Source organism: Agrobacterium sp. CFBP 3001 (assembly GCF_027871605.1).
GTDB lineage: Bacteria > Pseudomonadota > Alphaproteobacteria > Rhizobiales > Rhizobiaceae > Agrobacterium > Agrobacterium leguminum.
This window is the reverse complement of record NZ_JAQAHD010000001.1, coordinates 634719-658370: the sequence shown is the minus strand read 5'-3', so window position 1 is coordinate 658370 and position 23652 is coordinate 634719. Positions and strand designations below refer to the sequence as shown.

Below are 23652 nucleotides of genomic sequence, written 5' to 3'. Positions count from 1 at the left end.
GTGACGTGGACGCCCGGCTACGACTCGTTGGCCCAGTCTTCATGTGCGTGGCGGACGCGGACGATCAGGACGTCATCGTCAGTCCCCACGGCATAAACAACCAGATGCGCCCTGAACCGATGGATACGCACCGGCGGTAACAACTCATGCCGCTCTCGTGCCATTCGTGGGTTGAGAGATATCAGCTCAAATATCTCATAGAGTTCCCGGTGATATTTTTGCGCCTGCGCCAGCCCGAATAAGACTATGCCTTCTTCGACTATGCGAATGACGTCCTCTTCCGCGAGCAGAGACAGGCGAAAGCCCATGATCAACCGATTTTGCGTTTCATGGAGCGGGCTTCAGCCTCGGCGAACAGGGCATCCTGCGAGCGATGCCCGACGCCACTCTGCAATCCCTCATCCACAAAACGCTGCATCGCCGCGATTTTTTCGCCTCGTTCCTGGTCCTTCCGGATCAGGTCTCGCACGTAGTCACTCGCATTGGAGTAACGGCCCGTCCTGGATTGGGCCTCGACCCATTCTTTCATGGGTGCAGGCAGCGATATGTTCATGGTCGCCATATTCATCTCCTTTGATGGAAGAGTGCAGAATTTGGCAAAGTTTGTCAAAACAGATCGGGAAAAGAAATTGGCGCAGGCGGAAATGGCGGTCTCCGGCCTGCGCCAGTCCTGCCGCAAGCGGCATCGGACGCAATGTTTTTGTGATTTTTCCGAACCGGATTTTCACAACCATTGCTCTGATTTGAGACAGTATTGCCGATCTCTTGCGCGAAACTTGTCTTGCTAAAATAGTATACTCGAAAACACCAACGCCCGACACCGAAGTGCCGGGCGTTGGTCGTTCTCCATCCGGGACTGAAGGTACTAAACCGGACGGAGACATAGGCTGACAAGGGCGGGCGGTGGATCGTTGCGTCCAAGCCTTTTGGGCTTTGACTATTCGGCCTTTGCCAGTTCACTGCGGATGATCGCTCTCAGATCGTCGATCGGCTTCAGCGTGTCGCCGTCTTCGAAATGCCAGAACGTCCATCCGTTGCATGCGTCGAGACCCTGCACCTTCGCGCCAAGGCGGTGAATGGAGCCGGCGGTCCCGGCGGATGCCAGAGTACCATCGGCACGAATAATGGCGCTATAACGGCGTCGTGCATCCGTCAGCACCTGGCCAGGACGGACGAGGCCGCTTTCCACCAGCGTGTTGAAGGCAACGCGCGGTTCGGCCTTCTTGCCGGTCATCACGGTCAGTTCCGCCTTGCCGAGCGGCTCGACGGCGGCGATGCGGGCCGATGCCGCATCGATGTAATCCTGTTCGCGCTCGATGCCGACGAAGTGGCGGCCGAGACGTTTTGCAACGGCACCCGTGGTGCCGGAGCCGAAGAACGGGTCGAGCACGACATCGCCCGGCTTGGTGGAGGCCATGATGATGCGCGCCAGCAGCGCTTCCGGCTTCTGGGTCGGATGCACCTTCTTGCCGTCGTCACCCTTTAGCCGCTCGTTGCCGCTGCAGATCGGGAACAGCCAGTCGGAGCGCATCTGCACATCGTCGTTGGAGGCCTTCAGCGCATCGTAGTTGAAGGTGTAGTTCTTGGCTTTCGGATCGCGGCTCGCCCAGATCATCGTCTCATGGGCGTTCTGAAACCGGCGGCCCTTGAAGTTCGGCATGGGGTTGGTCTTGCGCCAAACGATGTCGTTCAGGATCCAGAAATCGAGGTTCTGGAGCATCGAGCCGACGCGGAAGATATTGTGGTAGGAGCCGATGACCCAGATGGTGCCGTTCGGTTTCAGCACACGGCGGCAGGCGAGCAGCCAGGCGCGGGTGAAGGCGTCATAGGCCTCGAAGGAGGCGAACTGGTCCCACTCGTCATCGACGGCATCGACCAGCGACTGATCGGGACGGTGCAGGGTTCCGCCAAGCTGAAGGTTATAGGGTGGATCGGCGAAAATCGCATCCACCGACTGGCTCGGGAGGGCATCCAAGGCAGCGACACAATCACCTTTGATGATGCTGTCTTTCCAGGCGTCGCTCTCGCCCGCACGATCAAAACCGGCACGCCGAAAATCGGCCAGCGGAAAAACTGCTGCCATTGGTACTCGCTCCATACGCTTACTCTCTACTGATGCTTATGGTTACCGAAGATGGTTATCAAAGCCTGAACAAGTCACGGAAAATGCGAAATAAATGGCTGCCGCGGCCCGCAGGCGCGATTTGCGGCGGCCGGCGGGGGAACCCGAAGTCGGGCGAAAACGTTGTGCACAACGGGTTCTTCTGTCCTCGCATATCGGCGCGGCGAGAAGAGCCATGATGGCAGGGGGTAATCCGCAATGGGGTCCGTGATGAAAATGGCTTCTTTTTCCATGAATGTCGTCTGCGCCGCACTTTTCGCAACGGCGCTGCCGGCGCCATCGCAGGCGCAGCAACCGGCCCCGCAATATAACGTCGTCACCGATGCGGTCCTGTTCGATGGCGGCCCGTCGCTCGGCAATAGCGACAGGGTGCGGTGGGATTTCTACAAGGCGGACCGTTCCGGCGGGCGTACGGACGACAATGCCGGCGGCTCCTATGACGCCACCTTCGAGGCGAAACTGCCGGCGGGCAAATATGTCGGGGTGGCGGCGCTGGGCAATGTGACCCGCGAAGTGGCGTTCGAGGTGAAGGACGGAAGCATCGCGAGGCCGAAGGTGAATTTCGACGCTGCGGAATTGACCGTCGTGCCGAAACGCAGCGCCGGCGGTGATGTGGAAACGCAGGCAAAGACAGAAATCACCAAGGACGATTTCAAGGACAGCGTCTACGGTCAGAATACCGTCTTCGTGCCGGCCGGAGACGTCGTCCTCACCGGCAGCATCGGCCCGGCGCGGGCTGAGGAGACGCTTGCCATCAAGGCGGGCGAGAAGATCAGCCACGAGCTGGTCATTCCAAGCGGCGTGGTAATCGCCAAGGCCGTTTATGCGGAAGGCGGCCGGGCGGTGGAAACGGACGATATCCGCTTCGAAGCGATGTCTGCCAAGGAAACGCTGGACGGCACGCGTGAGACCATCAACGGCATTTACGGCACCGGCAAGATCATGGAAATGCCCGCTGGTGACTTCGTCATGCGCGCGCGTCTGGGCAAGGTGACGGTGGAACAACCATTTACCGTGACTGCCGGAAAACGAACCGAAATCACCCTCGATCTCGATGCGGGCGTTCTCGCCATCAAGGCGCCCGGTGCAGAACGGATCGATATCGTTGAAACCACCAGGGATCTTCAGGGCACGCAGAAGGAGATTTCCGGCCGTTACGGCACGCAGCATCAGGAAACCCTGCATCCCGGGGAATATTCGGTGAAGGTGAGCTACGACAAGAAATCCGGCCGCGAGCCGAAGGAGATCAAGGCGACGGTCAAGGCCGCCGAGAGAACCGAGACGGATGTGCCGGAGTAGGCCTCGGCCTCCGGCCGGCCAGAGGCTCCGGACGTTCGCCGATTTTCACGCCTGCGAAACCTGATGCCGCGATACGGTCGCACAGTCTTATCCACTGACAGCCTCGACAGGCAGGCCTGATCTCGCCTGCGGCGAAAGCCAGACGCATCTTCGCAAGAAAGTCGGGCGTCGCCTGTAACCGCTTGCCGGCAGTCAGTGCCTCGCCCAAAAGCGCCGACACCGAAAGGCGGGCTGTCTCATCCCGCTGCACCACGCCTTCGTTGAAACAGTGGGCATGGCTTTCACACAACAGACCCTCGCAAATATCGTCCGGGCCATCCACCAGCTCGATGTCCTCCTCGCCGGCGTTCAGGCGGGCGGCGACACGGTCGTAATTTTCGACGAAGCCGGATGTATATCCCTTGCCCACTTAGGTGAGCATACACAGAAGATGGTGGGGCCGCAGGCGGACGGTCACGCGCCCGCCCTATCCGACGATGGCGAAGGCGTCGCGCACCGAGCCGGACGAGGTGCGGATGGCCTTCCGGCCAATCCATTGCACATGCCCGTCAAGAATACGCACCGCCTCTTCGGCGCGGCCGCCGCGCAGCGCATCGATGATCGCGCGGTGATCTGTATCGGTGCGGCTCTCCCAGCCGGCGCGCCAGGCGGAAAACAGGAAGCGGGCGCTCGCCGCATGAAGACCGTCGATCGCCTCCATCAGGCGCGGCATGTTGCAGGGCGCGGTGATGAGACGATGGAAGCGGCGGTTGGCCTCCTCCCAATGCTGCACATCGACGGCGCTGTCGCCCTCGAGCGTTGCCGCCTCCGCCTGGTCGAGAATGGCGGGCGTCATGTTGGGAATGGCGTGGCGCAGCGCCAGAACTTCAAGGGCGGCGCGCATTTCCGCCACCTCGCGCACATCGTCAAGGCCGAAATCCGCCACCCGGACACCCCGGCGCGGAATGCTGGCGGCAAGCCCCTGCGCTTCCAGCCGGCGGAATGCCTCGCGCACCGGCACATGCGACGCGCCGAATTCGGCGGCGATGTGATCCTGCCGCAACCTTTCGCCCGGCGACAGCTCACCGCGAACGATGCGGTCGGCGAGCGTGCGGCTGATGCGCGCGGCAATGGTGTCTTCGGGCGTGTTTTTCACTGTCTTGGGCATAACATCCCATAACGCATATGGCGCGGCCGTGTGTAGCGGTTTTTGCGCGAAAGAGGAACGCCAAACCAAATATTCGAGGCGGCACAGTCGCTTACTCAGGCCGACCGAGCTATGAGCCTGATGGGACCGACCTTTGCGGGTGAACCGGTTGAGCTTGGCGCGGACATGGTCTAAAAGCCCGGCATCATTTTCTTCCAGCCAAATCCGATACAGGGAGCGCCCATGAGCGGCTTCGACCTCATTATTTTCGACTGTGACGGCGTTCTGGTCGATTCCGAAATCATCGCGGCGCAGGTGGAATCCCGCCTCTTGACCGAAGCCGGATATCCGATCTCCGTAGAGGAAATGGGCGAGCGTTTCGCCGGCATGACCTGGAAGAACATTCTTCTGCAGGTGGAAAGCGAAGCCAGCATTCCGCTCTCCGCCTCGCTGCTCGACAAATCGGAAAAGCTGCTCGACATGCGGCTGGAACGCGACGTGAAAATCATCGAGGGCGTGAAATTCGCCCTGTCGCGCCTGACCACGCCGCGTTGCATCTGCTCGAACTCATCGAGCCACCGCCTCGACATGATGCTGACGAAGGTGGGCCTGAAGCCCTATTTCGCGCCGCATATCTATTCCGCCAAGGACCTTGGAGCCGACCGCGTGAAGCCGAAGCCCGACATCTTCCTGCATGGCGCGGCGCAATTCGGCGTTTCCCCCGACCGCGTGGTCGTGGTCGAGGATTCCGTGCACGGCATCCATGGCGCAAGAGCCGCCGGCATGCGCGTCATCGGCTTCACCGGCGCATCCCACACCTATCCGAGCCACGCCGACCGGCTGACGGATGCGGGCGCCGAAACGGTGATCTCGCGCATGCAGGACCTGCCGGCCGTGATTGCGGCGATGGCGGAGTGGGAAGGCGCTTTTTGAGGAGGTAGCTGTGGTGGCATCCCAGACGCAAAAGGAATTCGTACCCGGCCAAGGCTATACCGAAGCGGATTGGGATGCTGTCGACTTTCCCGAAATGACAGATGAAGAGCTGGCAAATGCGCGTCCCGCGAGGGACGTTTTGTCGCCAGCTTTTTTTGAGGCTGTGGAGGAGTATCGAAACTCCCGTAGCCGCCCGTCAGCGGAGAAGGCGACGGCTGTGGGAAAACCCTCCGGTTAAAACGCATGGAAAGTCGTAGACCTCTCCTCCGTCATGCCGGACTTGTGTGGACGTATTGTGGTTTACTTGATGCATAGGCCGGGATGCGCATCCCGGCCTATGCATCAAGTAAACCACAATACGTCCACACAAGTCCGGGGTGACGGAATTCGGACCTTTGCGCGCAATCAGAACCGAAGCCTGCCGAGCAGCCTCCGGTTTTTTTGACATTTCGCCCGTCAAATCACCGGCGCTTGGTCTTGGCCTTTGCGCCCTGCTCCGCGAAGCCGATGAAGACGCTGACCGACTTCGGTGCGCCGCCCGGTCCGTTGGGGATGGCGACGTGGTCGTTGTTGAAGATGAACTGCGTGCCCGCCCCGCCTGCCGGAACATCGACGGCAAAGGCGGTGGTTTCGCCGTAGATCTCGCCGTCGCCGTCCTTCACCGTCACGCGGATCGGCACGGTCACGCGGCCGGGCTTGGCCATCGGGCCGGGAACGAGGCGGCCCTGGGCCAGCACGTTTACGGTGAGCGTCGATTCATTGGCGGTGCACGAACGCGTCGTATCGGACAGCGAGACCTGATAGGCGAGTTTCTGCGGATCGTCCTTGGCGCCACCGGCGTAGACGCGATGAACGGCGTTGGCATCGAGAACCGTCACGGCCGGGCAATTGGCCTGAACCACGGCAGCCGTCGGTGCGGCCTGCGCCGCCGGCGGGTTGACGGCAAGCGAGTCCGACGGGTTGGAGGAATTGCATCCTGCAACAACGACGAGAAGCGACATCGCGGCGGACAAACGCAAGAAATTCCCTGACACTCTTCTAATTCCCTCTCCATTGTCCCGGAACAGAACCGGAGACGCTGTTTATTGACCTTTCACCCAGGTTGGCGATGGTCTATAGCAGCGACGCCGGAAAAAATCGATTGGCATGTTCGGTTTTGCTTGAATTTTCAGAAAAGCCCTTCATTAGCTCGCCAATCGCCTCATTCCGGTGAGACGCTGCGGACAAAGACGCCGATCGCATCGGTAACGGATAAGGGACTATCTCGTGGAATATGTATCGACCAGGGGTGCGGCCCCTTCGCTTGGTTTTTGCGACGCGCTTCTGGCGGGCCTCGGCCGTGACGGCGGGCTTTACGTTCCGCGCAAATGGCCTTCCATGTCGAAGAAGGAAATCCGCAACCTGCGCGGCAAGTCCTATCAGGATGTCGCCTTCGAGGTTCTCTACCGTTTCACCGGCGGCGAGATTCCGGCAGACAAGTTCAAGGCGATGATTGACGACGCCTATGCGACCTTCCGCCATCCTGCCGTCGTGCCGCTGACGCAGACCGGCCCGAACACCTTCGTTCTCGAGCTTTTCCACGGCACCACGCTCGCCTTCAAGGACGTGGCGATGCAGCTTCTCGCCCGCCTGATGGACTATACGCTTTCCGAACGCGGCGAGCGCGCCACCATTGTCGGCGCAACCTCGGGCGATACCGGCGGCGCGGCCATCGACGCCTTTGCCGGGCGCGAGCGCACCGATATCTTCATCCTTTTCCCGAACGGCAAGGTCTCTCCGGTGCAGCAGCGCCAGATGACGACCTCGACCGCTTCCAACGTGCATGCGCTGGCAATCAACGGCAATTTCGACGATTGCCAGACGCTGGTGAAGGAGATGTTCAACGACGTGAAGTTCCGCGATGGCGTGAAGCTTTCCGGCGTCAACTCCATCAACTGGGCGCGCATCATGGCGCAGGTGGTCTATTATTTCACCGCGTCGCTTTCGCTCGGCGGCCCCGACCGGAAGATTTCCTTCACCGTCCCAACCGGCAATTTCGGCGATATCTTCGCCGGTTACGTCGCCAAGAAGATGGGCCTGCCGATCGACAAGCTCGTCATCGCCACCAATGACAACGACATTCTGGCGCGCACGCTGAAGACCGGCCGTTACGAGATGCGCGGCGTCAAGCCGACCACCTCGCCTTCGATGGACATCCAGATTTCATCCAACTTCGAGCGGCTGCTGTTCGAAGCCTATGGCCGTGATTCCGCTGCGGTAAAGGCATCGATGGACGGCCTCAAGCAATCCGGATCCTTTGAAATTCCGCCGCACGCGCTGAAATTCATCAGACGCGATTTCCGCGCCGGCCGCGCCACCGAAAAGCAGGTGGCGGCAACGATCCGCGACACGCTTGAGAAAACCGGCTACCTGATCGACCCTCATACGGCGACCGGCGTTTTCGTGGCGGAAAAGCATGAAAAGGCGTCAAGCCCGATGGTCGTTCTGTCGACCGCTCACCCGGCTAAATTCCCGGCCGCTGTAAAATCCGCTTGCGCAATCGAGCCTGCGCTTCCAGTATGGTTAGCTGACATTATGAACCGGGAGGAGCGTTTCGACATTCTGGATGCGGAGCTCAAAGCCGTGGAAACCTTCATCGGCAAAAACGCACGCGCCGGCAAATAGAGACGCGGAAAGACGTTGAGTATGAGAGTAAATGTGACCCGGCTTTCGTCCGGGTTGACCGTTGTGACGGAAAAAATGCCGCATCTCGAAAGCGTCGCTCTTGGGGTGTGGATCAAATCCGGTTCCCGCAACGAGACGACTGCCGAACACGGCATCGCCCATCTTCTCGAACATATGGCTTTCAAGGGCACGGCGCGCCGCACTGCCCGGCAGATCGCCGAAGAAATCGAAAATGTCGGCGGCGAAGTCAACGCCGCGACATCGACCGAAACGACCTCCTACTACGCCCGCGTCCTGAAAGACCACGTTCCCCTCGCCGTCGATATCCTTGCCGACATCCTGACGGAATCGCTGTTCGACGAAGACGAGCTGGAGCGGGAGAAAAACGTCATCCTGCAGGAAATCGGCGCGGCGACCGATACGCCCGACGACGTGATCTTCGACAATTTCTCCGGTGTCGCCTATCGCGACCAGACCATCGGCCGCCCGATCCTCGGCACGCCGGAAACCGTTCAATCCTTCACCACCGGCCAGATCAGGCATTATCTCGCCCGCAACTACACGACGGATCGCATCTTCGTCGTGGCGGCCGGTGCTGTCGATCACGAAAGCTTCGTGAAGCAGGTGGAAGAGCGTTTCGCCTCGCTGCCGCAGCTGCCCATTGCCACACCGGTTATGGAAAAAGCGATCTATACCGGTGGCGAAATCCGCGAAACGCGCGACCTGATGGATGCGCAGGTGCTCTTCGGCTTCGAGGGCAAGGCCTATCACGCCCGCGATTTCTATTGTTCGCAGATTCTCGCCAATATACTGGGCGGCGGCATGTCCTCCCGCCTGTTCCAGGAAGTGCGCGAATATCGCGGCCTCTGCTATTCCGTCTATGCATTCCACTGGGGCTTTTCCGATACCGGCATCTTCGGCGTGCATGCGGCCACCGGCGGCAACGACCTGCCGGAACTGGTGCCCGTCATTCTGGAGGAACTTCGCAAGTCCTCGCAGACCATCCATCAGGAAGAAATCGACCGCGCCCGGGCGCAGATCCGCGCGCAGCTGCTGATGGGCCAGGAAAGCCCGGCCGCCCGCGCCGGCCAGATGGCCCGCCAGATGATGCTTTACGGCCGGCCCATCCCCAATGAGGAGATGATGGAGCGGCTTGGCGACATCACCCGCGCGCGCCTGACCGATCTTGCGGGACGGCTGTTTTTCGATACAGTTCCGACATTGTCCGCAATTGGCCCGCTCGAACATCTGCCGCCTCTTTCCGACATCACTGCGGCGCTTTCCGCGCAGCAGCCCGCAAGGATAAAGGCGAACGGATAAACCGATATGAGAGCGGGATTTAAAGGCGAAGACCGCTCATCTTTTTCGCCATCCCGCTCGCGGATGGCGATGTCTGCCGCACAGGGATCGTGAATGCTGCGTTTTCTTTCCCGACATAGCGACACGCCCGAACTGCGCAGCGCCAATCACCTTCTCAGACTGCCGCGCTACGGCGATTTCAAGCAATGGCATGTGCTGCGCTCCGAAAGCCGGCAGTTTCTCCAGCCATGGGAGCCGACCTGGCGGCCGGACGAGCTGACGGAAGGCGCCTTCCGCATGCGCGTGGTGCGCAACGGCCAGGAATTTTCCTCCGGCACCGCCGTTTCCTTCCTGCTATTCGAGAAAGAGACGCTGCTGGTCGGCGGCATCACCATCGGGTACATCCGCCGGGGTGCGGCGCAAAGCTGCATGATCGGATACTGGATCGGCGAGCGGCACGCCGCGCAAGGCCATATGTCTGCCGCATTAAAATTGGTAATACCATACATCTTTAACGGACTTCAGTTGCACCGTATCGAGGCAGCCTGTATTCCGGAAAACTTCAAAAGCATCCGGCTTCTCGAAAATGCCGGGTTCCAGCGGGAAGGCCTCCTGCGGGAATATCTGAAAATCAATGGCCAATGGCGGGATCATATGATGTTTTCCCTTCTTGCCGACAAGCAAAGCTCCGGCGGAACGAAGTACGATACATGACCTACAATCACACTGCGCCTTGCCTTGCGAAACGTCTGGCGGCAATCGCGCTGGCTGCGCCGTTTTTCCTGCTTTTCCTGCTTTTCTCTTCCTATTCCTACGCCTTCGAGCCGGTGAAGATTTCCCGTGACGACACGGCGCTCGACCTGACGGCCACCACCGATATCTATGCCAACCAGGGCGAAGCCTTTCAGGTCTCGACCGCGCCCGGCCCCGACGGCATTCGCCGCCGTATCGAGGTGCGCGCCAGCTCCACCGACCATCAGGGCGACTGGGCGGTTTTCGCACTCGCCAACGTCTCCGAAGAGCAGCTGGAGCGCGTCATCGTCGCCCCGCATTTCCGCCTCGTGAATTCCAAGCTGTTCTGGCCCGATCTCGGCTCGCAGCGCATCATGGCGATTACGCCGAGCGAAGGCTTTGCGCTCGACCGGCAGCCGAGCCCGGATGCCGACGTGTTCCGCATCACCCTCAATCCCGGCTCCGTCATCACCTTCGTCGCCGAGCTTTCCACGCCGCAGCTGCCGCAGCTTTATCTGTGGGAGCCGGAGGCCTACAAGGACACGATCAACGCGTTTACGCTCTATCGCGGCATCGTCCTCGGCATTGCCGGCCTGCTCGCCGTGCTTCTGACCATCCTTTTCGTGGTCAAGGGAACCTCCGTTCTGCCGGCCTCGGCCGCGCTCGCATGGGCGGTGCTCGCCTATATCTGCGTCGATTTCGGCTTCCTCGAAAAGCTCATCACCGTCACCTCAAGCGATCAGCGAATATGGAGGGCGGGCGCGGAAGTGGCGCTCGCCTCCAGTTTCGTGGTCTTCCTGTTCACCTATCTCAATCTCAACCGATGGCATGCGCATCTGGGTTATGCGACCTTTGCCTGGGTGGTGGGTCTGGCGCTGCTGTTCGGTGTGGCGATCTACGATCCCTCGGTCGCCTCCGGCATTGCGCGCGTGTCCTTTGCGCTCACCGCAACGGCCGGCATCGCGCTTATCGTCTATCTCGGTTTCAACAAATATGACCGGGCGATTTTGCTGGTGCCTTCCTGGGCGTTGATCCTCGTCTGGCTGTTCGGCAGCTGGCTGACGGTGACGGGACAACTGGACAACGACATCGTGCAGCCGGCGCTCGGCGGCGGGCTGGTGCTGATCGTGCTGCTGATCGGCTTTACCGTCATTCAGCACGCCTTTGCCGGCAGCGCCTATCAGCAGGGTCTCTTCTCCGATCTCGAACGCCAGTCGCTGGCCTTAACGGGCAGCGGCGATACGGTCTGGGACTGGGATGTGACACGCGACCGCATCGTCACCACGCCCGACATTTCCAACCGGCTGGGGCTGGAACCCGGCGCCATGCACGGTGCGGCACGCAACTGGTTGCCGCGCCTGCACCCTGATGACCGCGACCGGTTCAAGGCGACGCTCGACGTGCTGCTTGACCATCGCAAGGGCCGCCTCAACCACGAATTCCGTATTCGCGCCGAAGACGGTCATTTCCACTGGCTGCAAATCCGCGCGCGCCCGGTTCTCGGCTCCAACGGCGAAATCATCCGCTGCGTCGGCACCATCACCGATATTACCGAGCAGAAAAATTCGGTCGAGCGGCTGTTGCAGGATGCGATGAACGACAATCTGACCGGGCTTCCGAACCGGCAGGTTTTCCTCGACCGCCTGCAATCGATCCTCAACCTGTCTTCCGACAGCGACGGCGTGCGCCCGACCGTGATGGCCATCGATATCGACCGCTACAAGCTGGTCAACGATACGCTCGGCATTGCCGCCGGTGACAATATCCTCATTGCGCTGACCCGTCGTCTGCGCCGCCTGTTGAAACCGCAGGATACGCTGGCGCGTCTTGGCGGCGATGAGTTCGGCCTGATCCTGACCTCGGAGCGCGATCCGCAGCGTGTGGCCGATTTCGCCGATGCGGTGAACAAGGCGATCATGGTGCCGATCAATTTCGCCAATCGCGAAATCATCCTCACCGCTTCCATCGGCCTCGTTTCGTGGATCGACCAGCAGGAAAGTGCGGCAGGACTCTTGAGCGATGCGGAACTCGCCATGTATCGCGCCAAGCGCGCTGGCGGAAACCGCGTCGAGCCCTTCCGCCCTGCCTTCCGCACGTCGGGCACCGACCGGCTGCAAATGGAAAGCGACCTTCGCCGCGCCATCGAGCGCAAGGAGCTGTCGCTGGCCTACCAGCCGATCGTCAAGCTCGACGATGGCGAGCTGGCCGGTTTCGAAGCGCTGATGCGGTGGGAGCACCCCAAGCGCGGCAATATTCCGCCGAGCGAGTTCATTCCGATTGCGGAGGCCTCCGGCCTGATCGAGCCGCTCGGCATGTTCGCGCTGGAACGGGCGGCGACCGATCTTATGGACTGGCAGCACGCCATCGAGAAGATGCCGATCTTCATTTCCGTCAATATTTCCAGCGCGCAGCTGCTGAACAATGAATTGTACAACGACGTGCGCGGCATGCTGACCCGCACGCGCTGCAATCCGCAGCAGCTGAAGCTGGAACTGACGGAATCCGTCGTCATGGAAAACCCGGAGCAGGCGCGGCTGGTGCTTTCCAAGCTCAAGGAAACGGGCCTCAGCCTCGCCATGGACGATTTCGGCACCGGCTATTCGTCACTCGCCTATCTGACCCGCTTCCCCTTCGACACGATCAAGCTCGACAAGGCGTTGGTGGCCAATACCAGCGACAAGCGCAACGTTCTGCTGCGCTCCGTCATCGCCATGGCGCGGGCGCTCGACATGCAGGTCGTGGCGGAAGGCATCGAAACACCCGAGGATGCAGCGGAACTGGCGCGCATGAACTGCCATTTCGGCCAAAGCTTCCTGTTCGGCACTCCGGTTTCGGGCGATGCGGCGCTGAAGTTGCTGAGAGAGCGTTTCCAGCCGACGAAGCGGGCTTCGTAAGCGGAGTATTGGAACGCGAGGTAGGCTACCTCCGTCATTCCGGCCTTGAGCCGGAATCCAGCCAACGGGCGTCTGCCCGGCGGAAAGACTCCTTTCAGCCCAAGGACTTGGGCTGGCTGGATACCGGCTCAAGGCCGGTATGACGGGAGAAGAAAACCGCGCTTCTCCTGATCAGGACACTCCGCCTGCCGCACATTTACTGCACTACCGCATTCTGCTCGGCCATCGGCGACTCATCCGCCGCCACCCTCCCATGCAGCAGGTCATGAATGAATTCCATCTTCACCACCACCGGCGGTGTCAGCACGAAGGGATAGAGGTCAGCCTCCCCCATGCTGCGCTGGATGGAATTGATGGCGACACTGAGCGGAATCCACGCCTTGACCAGCTGCGCGGCGCTGCGGGCTTTGTAAGGATCAAACGTCACCTCGGCCGCCATTTCCTCATGCCCATCAGGATCGATTGCGACGCCGAAGGCGCGGGCGGTCTCCAGCGTATCGACGATATGCAGATAATGGGCGAAACACTCGGCGAAATCCTCCCAGGGGTGGACGGACGCATAGGAACTGATGAAGCTTTCCTGCCAGTCGGGGCGTGGTCCGCCATCGTAATTGCGTTGCAGGGCAGCGCCGTAATCCTCGCGCTCATCGCCGAAGACGGCGCGGCAGGCTTCCAGCCGGTTTGCGTCCCGCACCAGCTTATTCCAGATAAAGTGCCCTACCTCATGGCGGAAATGGCCAAGCATGGTGCGGTAGGGCTCGTTCATATTGGCGCGCACCTGCTCGCGCGTTGCATCATCAGCCTCTGCGGCGCGAATGGCGATGAGGCCCTCATCGTGACCGGTCATGGCGGGAATGACGGAACCATCGGGCGCCACCGCATCCACCAGAAAGTCGAAGACGAGGCCACCGGCAGGGTCCGCATCGCGGTTGGGATGCGGCAAGCCAAGCCGCAGGATCGAATAGAACAGATGCCGCTGCGCCTGGCTGATGCGACGCCATTGCGCGATGCCCTGTTCGGTTGCGATATCCGGCACCAGACGGTTGTGGCTGCAGGCCGGGCAGAAGGCGCTGTCGCTTTGCGCCGGCACTGACCAGTTGCAGATATCGTTCACTTCATTGGCACAAAACCGCACCTGTTTTTGCGGGTCCGCGACAATCTGCCAGTTCGGCTCACCCGCGGGCGAAAGCGCCTCCATTGAAAGCCGCTCCGGCACGAAGGCCAGACGATGACCGCAGGAAACGCAAAAACGATTGTCGAAATGAACCGGCTGGCCGCAGGATGCGCAGGAAAAAAGCTTCATCGATGAAACCCTTGCGATGGATCGGGTGGGTGGAGGAAACATACGATGCCAACACGCACCGTAGACGACAGCTGAAAATCATTGACGCTCCTGCGCTCCGGGCTTACCCCCCTCTGTCCTGCCGGACATCTCCCCCTCAAGGGGGGAGATCGGCAAGACGCTCTTCCACCACTCCATTCTCAAGTATTGAGATGGGCGAGACCTCGCCTCAGGTCGATCTCCCCCCTTGAGGGGGAGATGTCCGGCAGGACAGAGGGGGGTAAGCCCGGAGCGCATATGAAGGGCGTAACAGGCGACAGCCTTCGGAACATCCCAGACGACAAGAGCGCATGTGCGGTCAACACATGCGCTCCGAAGCGCCGCATCGAAAGAGGCGCGACACCGTCAGACGGCATTACATGCGGTCGACGGCACCCTTGACGGCGTCTTTCGCCTTGCCAACGCTGGTCTGTACCTTGCCCTTGGCTTCCTGGGCAGCACCCTTGGCGCGCAATTCATTATTGCCCGTCGCTTCGCCGACGTTCTTCTTCACCTTGCCAGCAACTTCATTGGCTTTACCGGCGATCTTGTCAGATGTGCTACCCATAATACTACTCCCTTGTTGAGCCGTACTTTCTGTCCGGCTTTCCGGGTGAGTAACGTCAGGGCTCGGGATTTGGTTCCAGCCAAAACCGGCGGAACATTCTGGGGCTCAGGCGTGCCCGGCATCCGTGGAAAGCATGCGCGCATCGACGCCCATGAGCGCCAGCGCCCGCTCGTATTTATTGTCCAGCCCACGGTCGAAGATCAGCTCTTCCGCAGCGGGGCAATTCAGCCAGCCATTATTGGCGATCTCGTTTTCCAGCTGGCCCGGACCCCAGCCGGCATAACCGAGCATCATGGTCGCCCTTTGCGGACCGCGGCCGTTGGAAATGGCGCGGACGATATCGAGCGTTGCCGTCAACGAAATATCATCGCTGACCGGAATGCTGGATTCGCTTAAATAATCATCCGAATGCAGCACGAAACCCCGGCCGGATTCCACCGGGCCGCCGCACTGGATCGGAAATTCGCGGGTGCGGTTGGGCAGCATGATGGCGTCGTTGCTGTCCACCAGTTTCAGGTGCAGCAGAATATCGGTAAAGGTGATCTGCTGCGGCCGGTTGATGATGAACCCCATGGCGCCGGCATCCGAATGGGCGCAGATATAGATCACCGAACGGGCAAAATTGCCGTCGTCCAGCCCCGGCATCGCGATGAGGAACTGACCATCGAGAAAGCCACGTTCGCGTTTGTCCATCAGGGTTGAAAAGCTCACCGGCGCCTCCAGCAGACCGCATTCCGTCATTTAACGAAAACGGCGTTCGCACTTCGACAAAGGACAGGATGCGGCATAGCGCCCGATCAATCAACCGAAAATGATGAACCGCACGAATTCGTAACTGGTCCGCCGGGCGATGTTGGGTTAGACGGAAAGCATGAGCGCCAGAATATTCTTTCGATTTTCACATTTCCGTTTTGCAGCGGCATTTGCTGCCCTACTTGGCGGTGCTGAAGCCGCCCAGGCCGAGATTACCGACTGGGCCAGAAGCGAAGGCGGCCAGATGCGCGTGGCAAGCCTTGCCATGGATGCCGACGGCGTGGTGCGCGGCGTGCTGCAGATCGAGCCGAAGGACGGCTGGATCACCTATTGGCGCGAACCGGGCGAAGCGGGCATACCGCCGCAGATCACGCCCGATCCGGCAAGCGGCGTAACGCTCACCACCATGGCCTATCCGGTTCCGAAGCTGATCGAAAACGGCGACATCACCGATATCGGCTACGACCACGCCGTCAGCCTTCCGTTTCAGCTGAAAGCCACGGACCCGGCGGCAGGCGGGAAAATCGATCTCACCGCCTTCATCGGCGTGTGTCAGAATATCTGCATTCCCTTCGAGGCGAAGTTTTCAATCGAGCGCGGCAATGCCGGTGATGACGACCACGAGGAGCGGCGATTGCTGGAGGAGGCGCGCGAAACGCTGCCCGAGGCGGCCTCCGACGATTTCAAGGTGATCGATTTCCACATCACGCCCGACAAGACCATGCTCGGCGTGCAATTGCAGCTTCCGGAAAACGCGCCGAAGGAGACCGAAATCTTCATCGCCGGTCCCTCGGGCTTTGCCTATTACGAGCCGCAGAACCTGGTGCGCGACAAGCGCAAGCTCTCCTTCTACATGAACATCAAGGGCCTGCCGAAAACCTATCAGGTGCAGGGCAATAGCTGGCCTATCCTGGTCAAATCCGGCGATCGGGCCATGGAAACCATGCTGAATTTCCCGAAGCCCTGAGCAGCGTTTCAGCGCTGGAAACCAGCTCGAAAACCGCATGGCAGATTTCATTTCCGTGCTCAGCATTCTGTCAGCTTCATTCTGAATCTGACGGGATCCGGACGCCTTGTTTTCGTTTGTCTGCCCGGGAAAACCGGGTTCCACTTTTCCCTGCCAAACTCTATAGTCGCGCGAACCGAACGGCTATAGGAGCACGGACATGACCATCAAGATCGGCGAAAAACTGCCTTCCGCAACTTTCAAGGAAAAGACGGCCGAGGGCCCGGTGGAAACCACCACGGACGCGCTTTTCGGCGGCAAGAAGGTGGTTCTCTTCGCCGTCCCCGGCGCTTTCACCCCCACCTGCTCACTGAACCATCTGCCGGGTTATCTCGAAAACCGCGACACCATTCTTTCCAAGGGCGTGGATGACATCGCCGTCGTCGCCGTCAATGACTGGCACGTGATGGGCGCATGGGCGCAATCCTCCGGCGGTCAGGGCAAAATCCACTTCCTCGCCGACTGGGACGCCGCTTTCACCAAGGCGCTCGGCCTCGATGCCGATCTTTCCGCCGGCGGCCTCGGCGTGCGCTCCAAGCGTTATTCGATGCTGGTGGAAGACGGTGTGGTGAAGTCGCTCAACGTGGAAGAGAACCCCGGCCAGGCGACGGTCTCTGCCGCTGCGGCGATGATCGAGCAGCTTTGAGGGCGAGCCTGGTCCCTCGTTGCATGTAAAGGCTCCTGCTTCCCGTCATGCCGGACTTGATCCGGCATCCAGCCACGGCGCGTCTGCGCCGTAGGAAGAGTCTTTCGCGATCAAAGACTTGATCGCACTGGACCCCGGATCAAGTCCGGGGTGACGGCGCCTTTCGTGATACGATTCTGCTATAGGCATTCACATTGCAGAATAAAGGGCGGCCCCGCCGCCCTCCACTCAAACATTCATATCGAACACCAGAAGCCCGGCCAGACCGCCATCGGTGAGCGACACGAGACGTTCCCCCACTTCCATGTGCTTGGGATGGGCGAGATAGTCGTCGCGGGCCTCGGGGCTCTCCAGCGTCACAATGAAACCGTCGACAAAACCGCCATTCAGCCCCTCGGGTGAGACATTCTGGCCGTATTTCACATCGATGATGCCGGGTATCACATCCTTCAGGGCGGCAATCGCCTCGAATATTGCGTGTTTTTCAGAAGCGGCCGTTGCAGCCTTGAAGCGTAGAAATACACAATGCAGGATCATCCGGATTTCTCTCCTCCGTTGAGCGCTACCGGAGCGCCCCTTGACGACAAGATAGGTCGGGTTTCGGTTTTCACAACCCCCGATAACGGGGTCGCCGGCTCGGATTTGCCCGGCCCGAAATAGAGCAGGCTTCCATTACCGCCGTTTGAAGGGCTCCATGCCCTTTCGCGCCAATTCGTCGGCGCGTTCGTTTTCCGGGTGGCCGGCATGGCCCTTGACCCAGTGCAAGGTAACCTTATGGCGTTGTTGCGCCGCTTCCAGCGCCTGCCATAGCTCAACATTCTTGACCGGCTTGTTATCGGCGGTTTTCCAGCCCTTCTTTTTCCAGCCGAAAATCCACTTGGTGATGCCGTCCTTCACATAGGCGCTGTCGGTATAAAGATCGACCTCGCAGGGGCTTTTCAGCGCATTGAGCGCCGAAATCGCCGCCATCAATTCCATGCGGTTATTGGTGGTCTCGGCCTCGCCGCCCAAGAGTTCCTTCTCCACCTCACCGTAACGCAGCACGGCGCCCCAGCCGCCGGGACCGGGATTGCCGGAGCAGGCGCCATCGGTGAAAATATCGACATGTTTCATTCGCCCGCCAGCCCATATTCGGCGACAGTGGCGATGGAACGGTGGAACCGCAGCTTGCGCAGATATTCCAGCGGGTCCTTCTTGACCACCAGCGCGCCTTCCGGCGTCGTCAGCCAGTCATAAAGGCGGGTGAGGAAGAAACGCAGCGCCGAACCGCGCGCCAGAAGCGGCAGCGCCTCGAGCTCCGCTGCGCTCAGCGGGCGCACCGACTGGTAACCTTCCAGCAGCGCCTTGCCCTTGGTGACGTTGTAAGCGCCATCCTTTTCGAAGCACCAGGCATTGAGGCAGATCGACACGTCATAAGCCAGCAGGTCGTTGCAGGCGAAATAAAAATCGATCAGGCCGGACAGTTCATCGCCGAGGAAGAACACATTGTCCTGGAACAGATCCGCATGGATGACGCCGGCCGGCAGATCCTTCGGCCAATGGGCGGCGAGATAATCGATTTCCGGGCGAATCTCGTCTTTCAGGCCCTTCTCCACCTCGTCGGCGCGCGCTTCGGACTTGTCCCAAAGTACCTTCCAGCCTTCGACGGAAAGCGCGTTCGGCCGCTTGATCTCGAACCCCTCGCCGGCCAGATGCATGGCGGCCAGCGCCTTGCCGACTTCGCGGCAATGTTTCGCTTCCGGCTTTCTCAGCCACATGCCCTCGAGAAAGGAGATGAGCGCCGCCGGCCGGCCCGATAGCTCTCCCAGCAACTCGCCATCCTTGCGCGGCAGCGGCAGGGGGCAGGACAGGCCCTTGGCGGCCAGATGCTGCATGAGGCCGAGGAAGAAGGGCAGATCGGATTTCTCCACGCGCTTTTCATAAAGCGTGAGAATCAGCGGGTCCTTGGTGGTATGCAGCAGGAAATTGGAGTTTTCGACGCCTTCGGCAATGCCCTTGTAGGAGGTGAGGCTGCCGACGTCATATTGCGTGAGGAAATTCCTCAGATCATCTTCGGTGATGTCCGTATAAACTGCCAATTTCAAATCTCTTGATGAAGGATGGAGTGGAAATCTCGGGTGGAGATGACGCAGGTGGGACGGAAACCGCCCGCATTCAGCGCCATCCCGCTTCAGATGCCGGCGGCGGTTTTCGGTGGCAGCGCATCATTGGCGTTGCCGTTCACGAAAGCCATGTCGTCCGTCGTCAGCTCGATGCTGCGCAGCTCGCGATTGACGAGGAAATGTTCCGTTTCCTCCACCGTCACGGCGAGATCGAGCGTCGTATCGAAACGCGCCTTGAAGGCTTCGATGATCTCATCGACGATGACCTCCGGCGCGGATGCGCCGGCCGAAAGGCCGACGGTGCGAATATCGCCGATTTCATTCCAGTCGATTTCCGAGGCCCGCTGCACCAGCACGGAGCGCTGTGCACCGGCCCGCAGCGCCACTTCCACAAGCCGCTTGGAATTGGAGGAATTGGGGGCGCCGACGACGATGAAGAGGTCGCAACCGGGGGCCGCCTGCTTCACCGCATCCTGACGGTTGGTGGTTGCGTAACAGATGCTGTCGGCGGCGGGCGCCTGGATGGCCGGGAAACGTTCCTGCAGCCTGGCGATGACGCCGGCCGTGTCATCGACCGAAAGTGTCGTCTGGGTGACGAAGCCAAGATTTTCCCGGTCCGCCGGTTCGTAACGGCCGGCGTCTTCCACCGTTTCGATCAGCGAGACCGTTCCTTCCGGAAGCTGGCCCATGGTACCGATGACCTCGGGGTGGCCGGCATGGCCGATCAGCACCACATGGCGGCCAAGGCGCTGGTGGCGCATGGCCTGCTTGTGGACCTTGGAGACCAGCGGGCAAGTGGCATCGAGATAGAACAGATTACGCGCCTGCGCATCCTCCGGCACGGATTTCGGCACGCCGTGGGCCGAGAAAACCACCGGCTGTTCGCGGTGCTCGGCCGGAATTTCATGCAGTTCCTCGACGAAAACCGCGCCCTTGGCTTCCAGCCCTTCCACCACATAACGGTTATGCACGATTTCGTGGCGGACATAGACGGGTGCGCCATAGGCCTTCAGCGCCAGCACGACGATCTGGATCGCCCGGTCCACGCCCGCGCAAAAGCCGCGCGGTCCGCACAGCCTTATCGTCAAAGGGGGTTTGGAAACGGCGATGTTCATTCCAGCTCCTTGGCCTGCTCCTTGGGCCGTGCTTCATGGCCTTGCCCGACAAGCTGCCTTACCGGACGGGCTGTGCTTTATTCACCCTGCGCCTTACCGTTCCGGAAATAGGCAAAACCGGCGACGATGACAAGGGCCGCCGCCAACCCATACCACGTTATCGCATATTGCAGGTGATTGTTGGGCAAATCTATCAGCGTCACGCCACCCTGCGGCCAGCCGCCCGGGTTAGGCGCGGTGTCAGCATCCACGAAGAGGTGGACCAGCCGGTCGGGCGGGATATCGGCGCTGGAGGCCATGGCCGCCAGATCCTTCCAGTAGAAGATGTTCTTGGCGATATCGTTATCAGGCAGCAGCGAGGACGGTTTCGCAACCAGCGGCGCGCGCGAAAGGCCGGTGATCGTCACCTCGCCGGCAACCTGCCCGTCGGGCCGTTTGGCTGGTTCCTTCATCTCGAAGGGCACGAAACCGCGATTGACGAAAAGAATGCGGCCATCGGCGAGCGTCAGCGGCGTATAGATGTAGTAGCCGGTTTGCCCCTGATGGGTGGCGAAGAAATGCCGCTCGCGGGCATGATCGAAGGTGCCGGAAAGGCTGACCGTGCGGTATTCGATATCGCCGCCGCTTTTCGCGATCGCCTCTATGTCGGAGAGCGGCACCGGGCTCGCGCTCCGCCGCTCCTCGATATCGGCAATCAGCGCTTCTTTCCAGTAGAGACGCTTCACCTGCCAGGTGCCGAGCCCGAGAAGAATGGCAAGCGCCAGCAGCACCAGCGGCGCGGCGAACCAGACCCGCCTTTGCGCCGCCTTCATGTGGGAAACGTCATTCACGATCAAGCCTGCCTTCGCTTGCATTGTTGCGGTATTGCAGCGCAATCATGATACCTTTCAGCTTGCGCAGCAGCACAAGGGAGACAATCACCGTAAACGGCAACCACAGCATGACATGCACCCAGACCGGCGGCGCAAAACGCTGATCGAACCAGAGCGCCAGCCCGACGACCAGAAAACCGACGATCAGCATGACGAAAACCGCCGGGCCATCGCCCGCATCGGCAAAACCGTAATCCAGTCCGCAGGCGCTGCAGGCGGGTTTTATGGTCAGAAAGCCGTCGAACAGCCGTCCGTTGCCGCAACGCGGGCAGCAGCCTTTCAAGCCCACCTTGATGGGATCGACCGGCGCGAAATTGCCGTTTGATGGTTCAGACATGACGACCTCCCGCGAAGTTGCCCAAAGCCCGAGGACGACAGCGAGCCTGTTGGAAGCGTGCTTCTAAACCAAGGCAGTCATCTGTCGCTCGGCTTTGCTGCTTGTTTCTTCTCCCCGCCGGGGAGAAGGTGGCCCGAAGGGTCGGATGAGGGGGCTAGCTCTCCGAATATCTCTACCGTAGCCCCCTCATCCCGCTGCCGCGGACTTCTCCCCGGCGGGGAGAAGAAACACGTGGCACCTGCTCGCTCCACAGGATGCCTTGCTGCGGACCCAGTCCTCTATCCGACGCAATCAGCCGTGCAGCGGCGCGCCCCAGCCACCCCAGATATAGATGGCGAAGAACAGGAACAGCCAGACGACGTCAACGAAGTGCCAGTACCAGGCAGCCGCTTCGAAACCGAAATGCTGCTTGGGCGTGAAACCGCCGCCAACGGCGCGGAAAAGGCAGACCAGCAGGAAGACCGTGCCGACGAAGACGTGGAAGCCGTGAAAACCGGTGGCCATGAAGAAGGTCGCGCCGTAGATCGAATTCTTGAAGTCGAACGGCGCGTGCATGTATTCGTAAACCTGCACGGTGGAGAACAGGACGCCGAGCGCGACGGTGAGCAACAGACCGGTGATCAGGCCCTTGCGGTCATTATGCAGAAGGGCATGGTGCGCCCAGGTGACGCAGGTGCCCGACAGAAGCAGGATGACGGTGTTGTAGAGCGGCAGGTGCCAGGGATCGATCACCTCGATGCCCTTGGGCGGCCATTGCCCGCCGGTATATTCGAGGCGCGACGCCTGAATGGCTTCGTGCGGGAAGAGGCTGGCATCGAAATAGGCCCAGAACCACGCCACGAAGAACATCACCTCCGAGGCGATGAACATGATCATGCCGTAACGCAGGTGAAGCGAGACGACGCGGGTGTGGTTGCCCTCATGGGCTTCCTTGATCGTGTCGGACCACCATGCGTACATGGTGTAAAGCACGATGACGAGGCCGATATAGAACAGCCAGGGATTGGCCAGTTCCGCGCCGAATAGCTTGAAGGAGCCGCCCGACAGGTAACGCATGTAACAGACGCCACCGAAGGTCAGGATGAAGGCGCCGATCGAGGCCAGAAGCGGCCAGGGGCTTGGATCGATAATGTGGTAGTCGTGGTTCTTCTGATGCGTATCTGCCATTGCGACAATCCCCGAATGTCTCTTCCCTGATCCGGCCTTCGATAAAAGGCCAGATCTCCTCTCACAATTTGCTTTCGCCAGATGAAGTCTTTACCGGCAAGGACGCAACCGGTTTTTCGGTTTTGGCCGGATAAAACGTATAGGACAGCGTTAAAGTATGAATGCTCTTGGTCTCGCGCGCCGTGGCGATGTCAGGATCGACGAAGAACACCACCGGCATCTCCAGCGTTTCACCCGGCTGCAGCGTCGTTTCAGTGAAGCAGAAGCACTCCACCTTGTTGAAATAGGCGCCGGCTTCCATCGGCGTGACGTTGAAGACCGCCGTGCCCGTGGTCGCCACGGGTGAACGGTTCGTCGCCTTGAACGTCACCTGCACCGTTTCGCCGATCTTCGGCGTGACCTTTTTGTCGACCGGCTGGAAATCCCAGTTGAGGCCGTTCGACGTATTGGCGTCGAAGGTGACGTTGATGGTCTTGTCGAGGATGACGTCGGAATATTGCTCGACGCGCTGGGTGGTGCCGTTATAGCCGGTGACACGGCAGAACAGCGTATAAAGCGGTACGGCGGCATAGGCCATGCCGATCATGGCGCAGAAAAACACCAGACAAAGCACGAGGATGGAGCGATTGCTCACCCGCTGCCTGCCGGTGCCTGCCGTCTGCGCTTCCATATTCGCCATCTCCTCCTCCTCTCCCC

25 protein-coding genes and 1 pseudogene are annotated in these 23652 nt (G+C 60.4%); 9 read left to right on the top strand and 17 right to left on the bottom strand.

Annotation, left to right across the window (positions count from 1 at the left end; all coding sequences use genetic code 11):
• Positions 1–17: 17 nt before the first annotated feature.
• The 3 genes from PH605_RS03230 to PH605_RS03220 form a co-directional block, all read right to left on the bottom strand.
• Complete coding sequence (locus PH605_RS03230) at positions 18–308, bottom strand: type II toxin-antitoxin system RelE/ParE family toxin (protein WP_174039004.1); 291 nt, start codon at positions 306–308, stop codon at positions 18–20.
• A 2-nt stretch (positions 309–310) separates the two neighbouring features.
• Complete coding sequence (locus PH605_RS03225; protein WP_125144708.1) at positions 311–562, bottom strand: type II toxin-antitoxin system ParD family antitoxin; 252 nt, start codon at positions 560–562, stop codon at positions 311–313.
• A gap of 375 nt (positions 563–937) precedes the next feature.
• Positions 938–2083, bottom strand: a complete 1146-nt coding sequence (locus PH605_RS03220) for a site-specific DNA-methyltransferase (protein WP_065654299.1) — start codon at positions 2081–2083, stop codon at positions 938–940.
• 237 nt (positions 2084–2320) lie between these two features.
• Here PH605_RS03220 and PH605_RS03215 point away from each other — a divergent pair, with 237 nt between their 5' ends.
• Complete coding sequence (locus PH605_RS03215; RefSeq protein ID WP_142843950.1) at positions 2321–3421, top strand: hypothetical protein; 1101 nt, start codon at positions 2321–2323, stop codon at positions 3419–3421.
• Here PH605_RS03215 and PH605_RS03210 read toward each other — a convergent pair.
• On the bottom strand, positions 3381–3830 hold the full coding sequence (locus PH605_RS03210) for a DUF1284 domain-containing protein (protein WP_237680903.1): 450 nt from the start codon (positions 3828–3830) through the stop codon (positions 3381–3383). The two genes, PH605_RS03215 and PH605_RS03210, sit on opposite strands and share 41 nt — an antisense overlap.
• A 57-nt stretch (positions 3831–3887) precedes the next feature.
• Positions 3888–4568, bottom strand: a complete 681-nt coding sequence (locus PH605_RS03205) for a GntR family transcriptional regulator (protein ID WP_142843951.1) — start codon at positions 4566–4568, stop codon at positions 3888–3890.
• A 222-nt stretch (positions 4569–4790) separates the two neighbouring features.
• On the opposite strand from PH605_RS03205, the gene PH605_RS03200 reads away from it, so the two are divergent.
• A complete protein-coding gene (locus tag PH605_RS03200; RefSeq protein ID WP_003520496.1) occupies positions 4791–5480 on the top strand; it encodes an HAD family hydrolase in 690 nt (229 codons plus the stop codon).
• 13 nt (positions 5481–5493) lie between these two features.
• A pseudogene (locus PH605_RS25325) lies at positions 5494–5685 on the top strand (BrnA antitoxin family protein); the annotation flags it as partial.
• A gap of 256 nt (positions 5686–5941) precedes the next feature.
• On the opposite strand, the gene PH605_RS03195 reads toward PH605_RS25325, so the two are convergent.
• A complete protein-coding gene (locus tag PH605_RS03195; protein ID WP_035236805.1) occupies positions 5942–6481 on the bottom strand; it encodes a hypothetical protein in 540 nt (179 codons plus the stop codon).
• Between the two features lie 265 nt (positions 6482–6746).
• Between PH605_RS03195 and thrC the strand changes: the two genes are divergently transcribed.
• The 4 genes from thrC to PH605_RS03175 all read left to right on the top strand — a co-directional run bounded on the left by thrC (position 6747) and on the right by PH605_RS03175 (position 13069).
• Positions 6747–8144, top strand: coding sequence for a threonine synthase (thrC, locus tag PH605_RS03190; RefSeq protein ID WP_065654302.1), 1398 nt, complete (start codon positions 6747–6749; stop codon positions 8142–8144).
• Positions 8145–8165: 21 nt separating this feature from the next.
• On the top strand, positions 8166–9464 hold the full coding sequence (locus PH605_RS03185) for a M16 family metallopeptidase (RefSeq protein WP_142844245.1): 1299 nt from the start codon (positions 8166–8168) through the stop codon (positions 9462–9464).
• A gap of 93 nt (positions 9465–9557) precedes the next feature.
• Positions 9558–10157 (top strand): GNAT family N-acetyltransferase, encoded by a 600-nt coding sequence (locus PH605_RS03180; protein ID WP_003509108.1) that lies wholly within the window; start codon positions 9558–9560, stop codon positions 10155–10157.
• Positions 10154–13069, top strand: a complete 2916-nt coding sequence (locus PH605_RS03175) for a sensor domain-containing phosphodiesterase (protein WP_125144714.1) — start codon at positions 10154–10156, stop codon at positions 13067–13069. The genes PH605_RS03180 and PH605_RS03175 overlap by 4 nt, the downstream gene beginning before the upstream one ends.
• Positions 13070–13265: 196 nt before the next feature.
• Here the strand turns inward: PH605_RS03175 and PH605_RS03170 are convergent, their stop codons facing one another.
• The 3 genes from PH605_RS03170 to PH605_RS03160 form a co-directional block, all read right to left on the bottom strand.
• Positions 13266–14372, bottom strand: a complete 1107-nt coding sequence (locus PH605_RS03170; protein WP_142843953.1) for a zinc-binding metallopeptidase family protein — start codon at positions 14370–14372, stop codon at positions 13266–13268.
• A gap of 394 nt (positions 14373–14766) precedes the next feature.
• Positions 14767–14958, bottom strand: a complete 192-nt coding sequence (locus PH605_RS03165) for a CsbD family protein (protein ID WP_003521119.1) — start codon at positions 14956–14958, stop codon at positions 14767–14769.
• Between the two features lie 105 nt (positions 14959–15063).
• A complete protein-coding gene (locus PH605_RS03160) occupies positions 15064–15669 on the bottom strand; it encodes a YqgE/AlgH family protein (RefSeq protein ID WP_003521117.1) in 606 nt (201 codons plus the stop codon).
• 160 nt (positions 15670–15829) lie between these two features.
• Here PH605_RS03160 and PH605_RS03155 point away from each other — a divergent pair, with 160 nt between their 5' ends.
• Positions 15830–16678 (top strand): protein-disulfide reductase DsbD domain-containing protein, encoded by an 849-nt coding sequence (locus tag PH605_RS03155; RefSeq protein WP_065654306.1) that lies wholly within the window; start codon positions 15830–15832, stop codon positions 16676–16678.
• A 199-nt stretch (positions 16679–16877) separates the two neighbouring features.
• Positions 16878–17363, top strand: coding sequence for a peroxiredoxin (locus PH605_RS03150; RefSeq protein WP_142843955.1), 486 nt, complete (start codon positions 16878–16880; stop codon positions 17361–17363).
• A 228-nt stretch (positions 17364–17591) separates the two neighbouring features.
• Here PH605_RS03150 and PH605_RS03145 read toward each other — a convergent pair whose 3' ends face one another.
• The 8 genes from PH605_RS03145 to PH605_RS03110 all read right to left on the bottom strand — a co-directional run bounded on the left by PH605_RS03145 (position 17592) and on the right by PH605_RS03110 (position 23635).
• Positions 17592–17900, bottom strand: a complete 309-nt coding sequence (locus tag PH605_RS03145) for a Dabb family protein (RefSeq protein WP_065654307.1) — start codon at positions 17898–17900, stop codon at positions 17592–17594.
• A 135-nt stretch (positions 17901–18035) separates the two neighbouring features.
• Entirely contained in the window at positions 18036–18476 is a 441-nt protein-coding gene (gene rnhA, locus PH605_RS03140) for a ribonuclease HI (RefSeq protein WP_065654308.1), read from the bottom strand.
• The gene (locus PH605_RS03135) at positions 18473–19441 is read right to left on the bottom strand and encodes a homoserine kinase (RefSeq protein WP_125144717.1); all 969 of its coding nucleotides are present in this window, start codon (positions 19439–19441) and stop codon (positions 18473–18475) included. Before PH605_RS03135 ends, rnhA begins: the two co-directional genes overlap by 4 nt.
• Positions 19442–19533: 92 nt before the next feature.
• Complete coding sequence (ispH, locus tag PH605_RS03130; RefSeq protein ID WP_003521111.1) at positions 19534–20580, bottom strand: 4-hydroxy-3-methylbut-2-enyl diphosphate reductase; 1047 nt, start codon at positions 20578–20580, stop codon at positions 19534–19536.
• Positions 20581–20657: 77 nt separating this feature from the next.
• Complete coding sequence (locus PH605_RS03125; RefSeq protein ID WP_142844247.1) at positions 20658–21392, bottom strand: SURF1 family protein; 735 nt, start codon at positions 21390–21392, stop codon at positions 20658–20660.
• Between the two features lie 10 nt (positions 21393–21402).
• Positions 21403–21789, bottom strand: coding sequence for a DUF983 domain-containing protein (locus PH605_RS03120; protein ID WP_003521108.1), 387 nt, complete (start codon positions 21787–21789; stop codon positions 21403–21405).
• 291 nt (positions 21790–22080) lie between these two features.
• Positions 22081–22956 carry a cytochrome c oxidase subunit 3 gene (locus PH605_RS03115; RefSeq protein WP_003521107.1) on the bottom strand — a complete coding sequence of 292 codons (876 nt, stop codon included), beginning with the start codon at positions 22954–22956 and terminating at the stop codon, positions 22081–22083.
• Between the two features lie 61 nt (positions 22957–23017).
• Positions 23018–23635, bottom strand: a complete 618-nt coding sequence (locus PH605_RS03110) for a cytochrome c oxidase assembly protein (protein ID WP_003521106.1) — start codon at positions 23633–23635, stop codon at positions 23018–23020.
• Between the last annotated feature and the right edge of the window lie 17 nt (positions 23636–23652).

Bases quoted from the DNA above. Each gene is read 5' to 3' on its own strand.
- PH605_RS03145 (WP_065654307.1), bottom strand. From the start codon at position 17,900: ATGATCCTGCATTGTGTATTTCTACGCTTCAAGGCTGCAACGGCCGCT.
- PH605_RS03170 (WP_142843953.1), bottom strand. From the start codon at position 14,372: ATGAAGCTTTTTTCCTGCGCATCCTGCGGCCAGCCGGTTCATTTCGAC.
- PH605_RS03200 (WP_003520496.1), top strand. From the start codon at position 4,791: ATGAGCGGCTTCGACCTCATTATTTTCGACTGTGACGGCGTTCTGGTC.
- PH605_RS03215 (WP_142843950.1), top strand. From the start codon at position 2,321: ATGGGGTCCGTGATGAAAATGGCTTCTTTTTCCATGAATGTCGTCTGC.
- PH605_RS03230 (WP_174039004.1), bottom strand. From the start codon at position 308: ATGGGCTTTCGCCTGTCTCTGCTCGCGGAAGAGGACGTCATTCGCATA.
- PH605_RS03180 (WP_003509108.1), top strand. From the start codon at position 9,558: ATGCTGCGTTTTCTTTCCCGACATAGCGACACGCCCGAACTGCGCAGC.
- PH605_RS03110 (WP_003521106.1), bottom strand. From the start codon at position 23,635: ATGGCGAATATGGAAGCGCAGACGGCAGGCACCGGCAGGCAGCGGGTG.
- PH605_RS03120 (WP_003521108.1), bottom strand. From the start codon at position 21,789: ATGTCTGAACCATCAAACGGCAATTTCGCGCCGGTCGATCCCATCAAG.
- PH605_RS03225 (WP_125144708.1), bottom strand. From the start codon at position 562: ATGGCGACCATGAACATATCGCTGCCTGCACCCATGAAAGAATGGGTC.
- PH605_RS03195 (WP_035236805.1), bottom strand. From the start codon at position 6,481: ATGTCGCTTCTCGTCGTTGTTGCAGGATGCAATTCCTCCAACCCGTCG.
- ispH (WP_003521111.1), bottom strand. From the start codon at position 20,580: ATGAACATCGCCGTTTCCAAACCCCCTTTGACGATAAGGCTGTGCGGA.
- PH605_RS03205 (WP_142843951.1), bottom strand. From the start codon at position 4,568: ATGCCCAAGACAGTGAAAAACACGCCCGAAGACACCATTGCCGCGCGC.
- rnhA (WP_065654308.1), bottom strand. From the start codon at position 18,476: ATGAAACATGTCGATATTTTCACCGATGGCGCCTGCTCCGGCAATCCC.
- PH605_RS03185 (WP_142844245.1), top strand. From the start codon at position 8,166: ATGAGAGTAAATGTGACCCGGCTTTCGTCCGGGTTGACCGTTGTGACG.
- PH605_RS03165 (WP_003521119.1), bottom strand. From the start codon at position 14,958: ATGGGTAGCACATCTGACAAGATCGCCGGTAAAGCCAATGAAGTTGCT.
- PH605_RS03115 (WP_003521107.1), bottom strand. From the start codon at position 22,956: ATGGCAGATACGCATCAGAAGAACCACGACTACCACATTATCGATCCA.
- PH605_RS03150 (WP_142843955.1), top strand. From the start codon at position 16,878: ATGACCATCAAGATCGGCGAAAAACTGCCTTCCGCAACTTTCAAGGAA.
- PH605_RS03175 (WP_125144714.1), top strand. From the start codon at position 10,154: ATGACCTACAATCACACTGCGCCTTGCCTTGCGAAACGTCTGGCGGCA.
- PH605_RS03125 (WP_142844247.1), bottom strand. From the start codon at position 21,392: ATGAAGGCGGCGCAAAGGCGGGTCTGGTTCGCCGCGCCGCTGGTGCTG.
- PH605_RS03155 (WP_065654306.1), top strand. From the start codon at position 15,830: ATGAGCGCCAGAATATTCTTTCGATTTTCACATTTCCGTTTTGCAGCG.
- PH605_RS03220 (WP_065654299.1), bottom strand. From the start codon at position 2,083: ATGGCAGCAGTTTTTCCGCTGGCCGATTTTCGGCGTGCCGGTTTTGAT.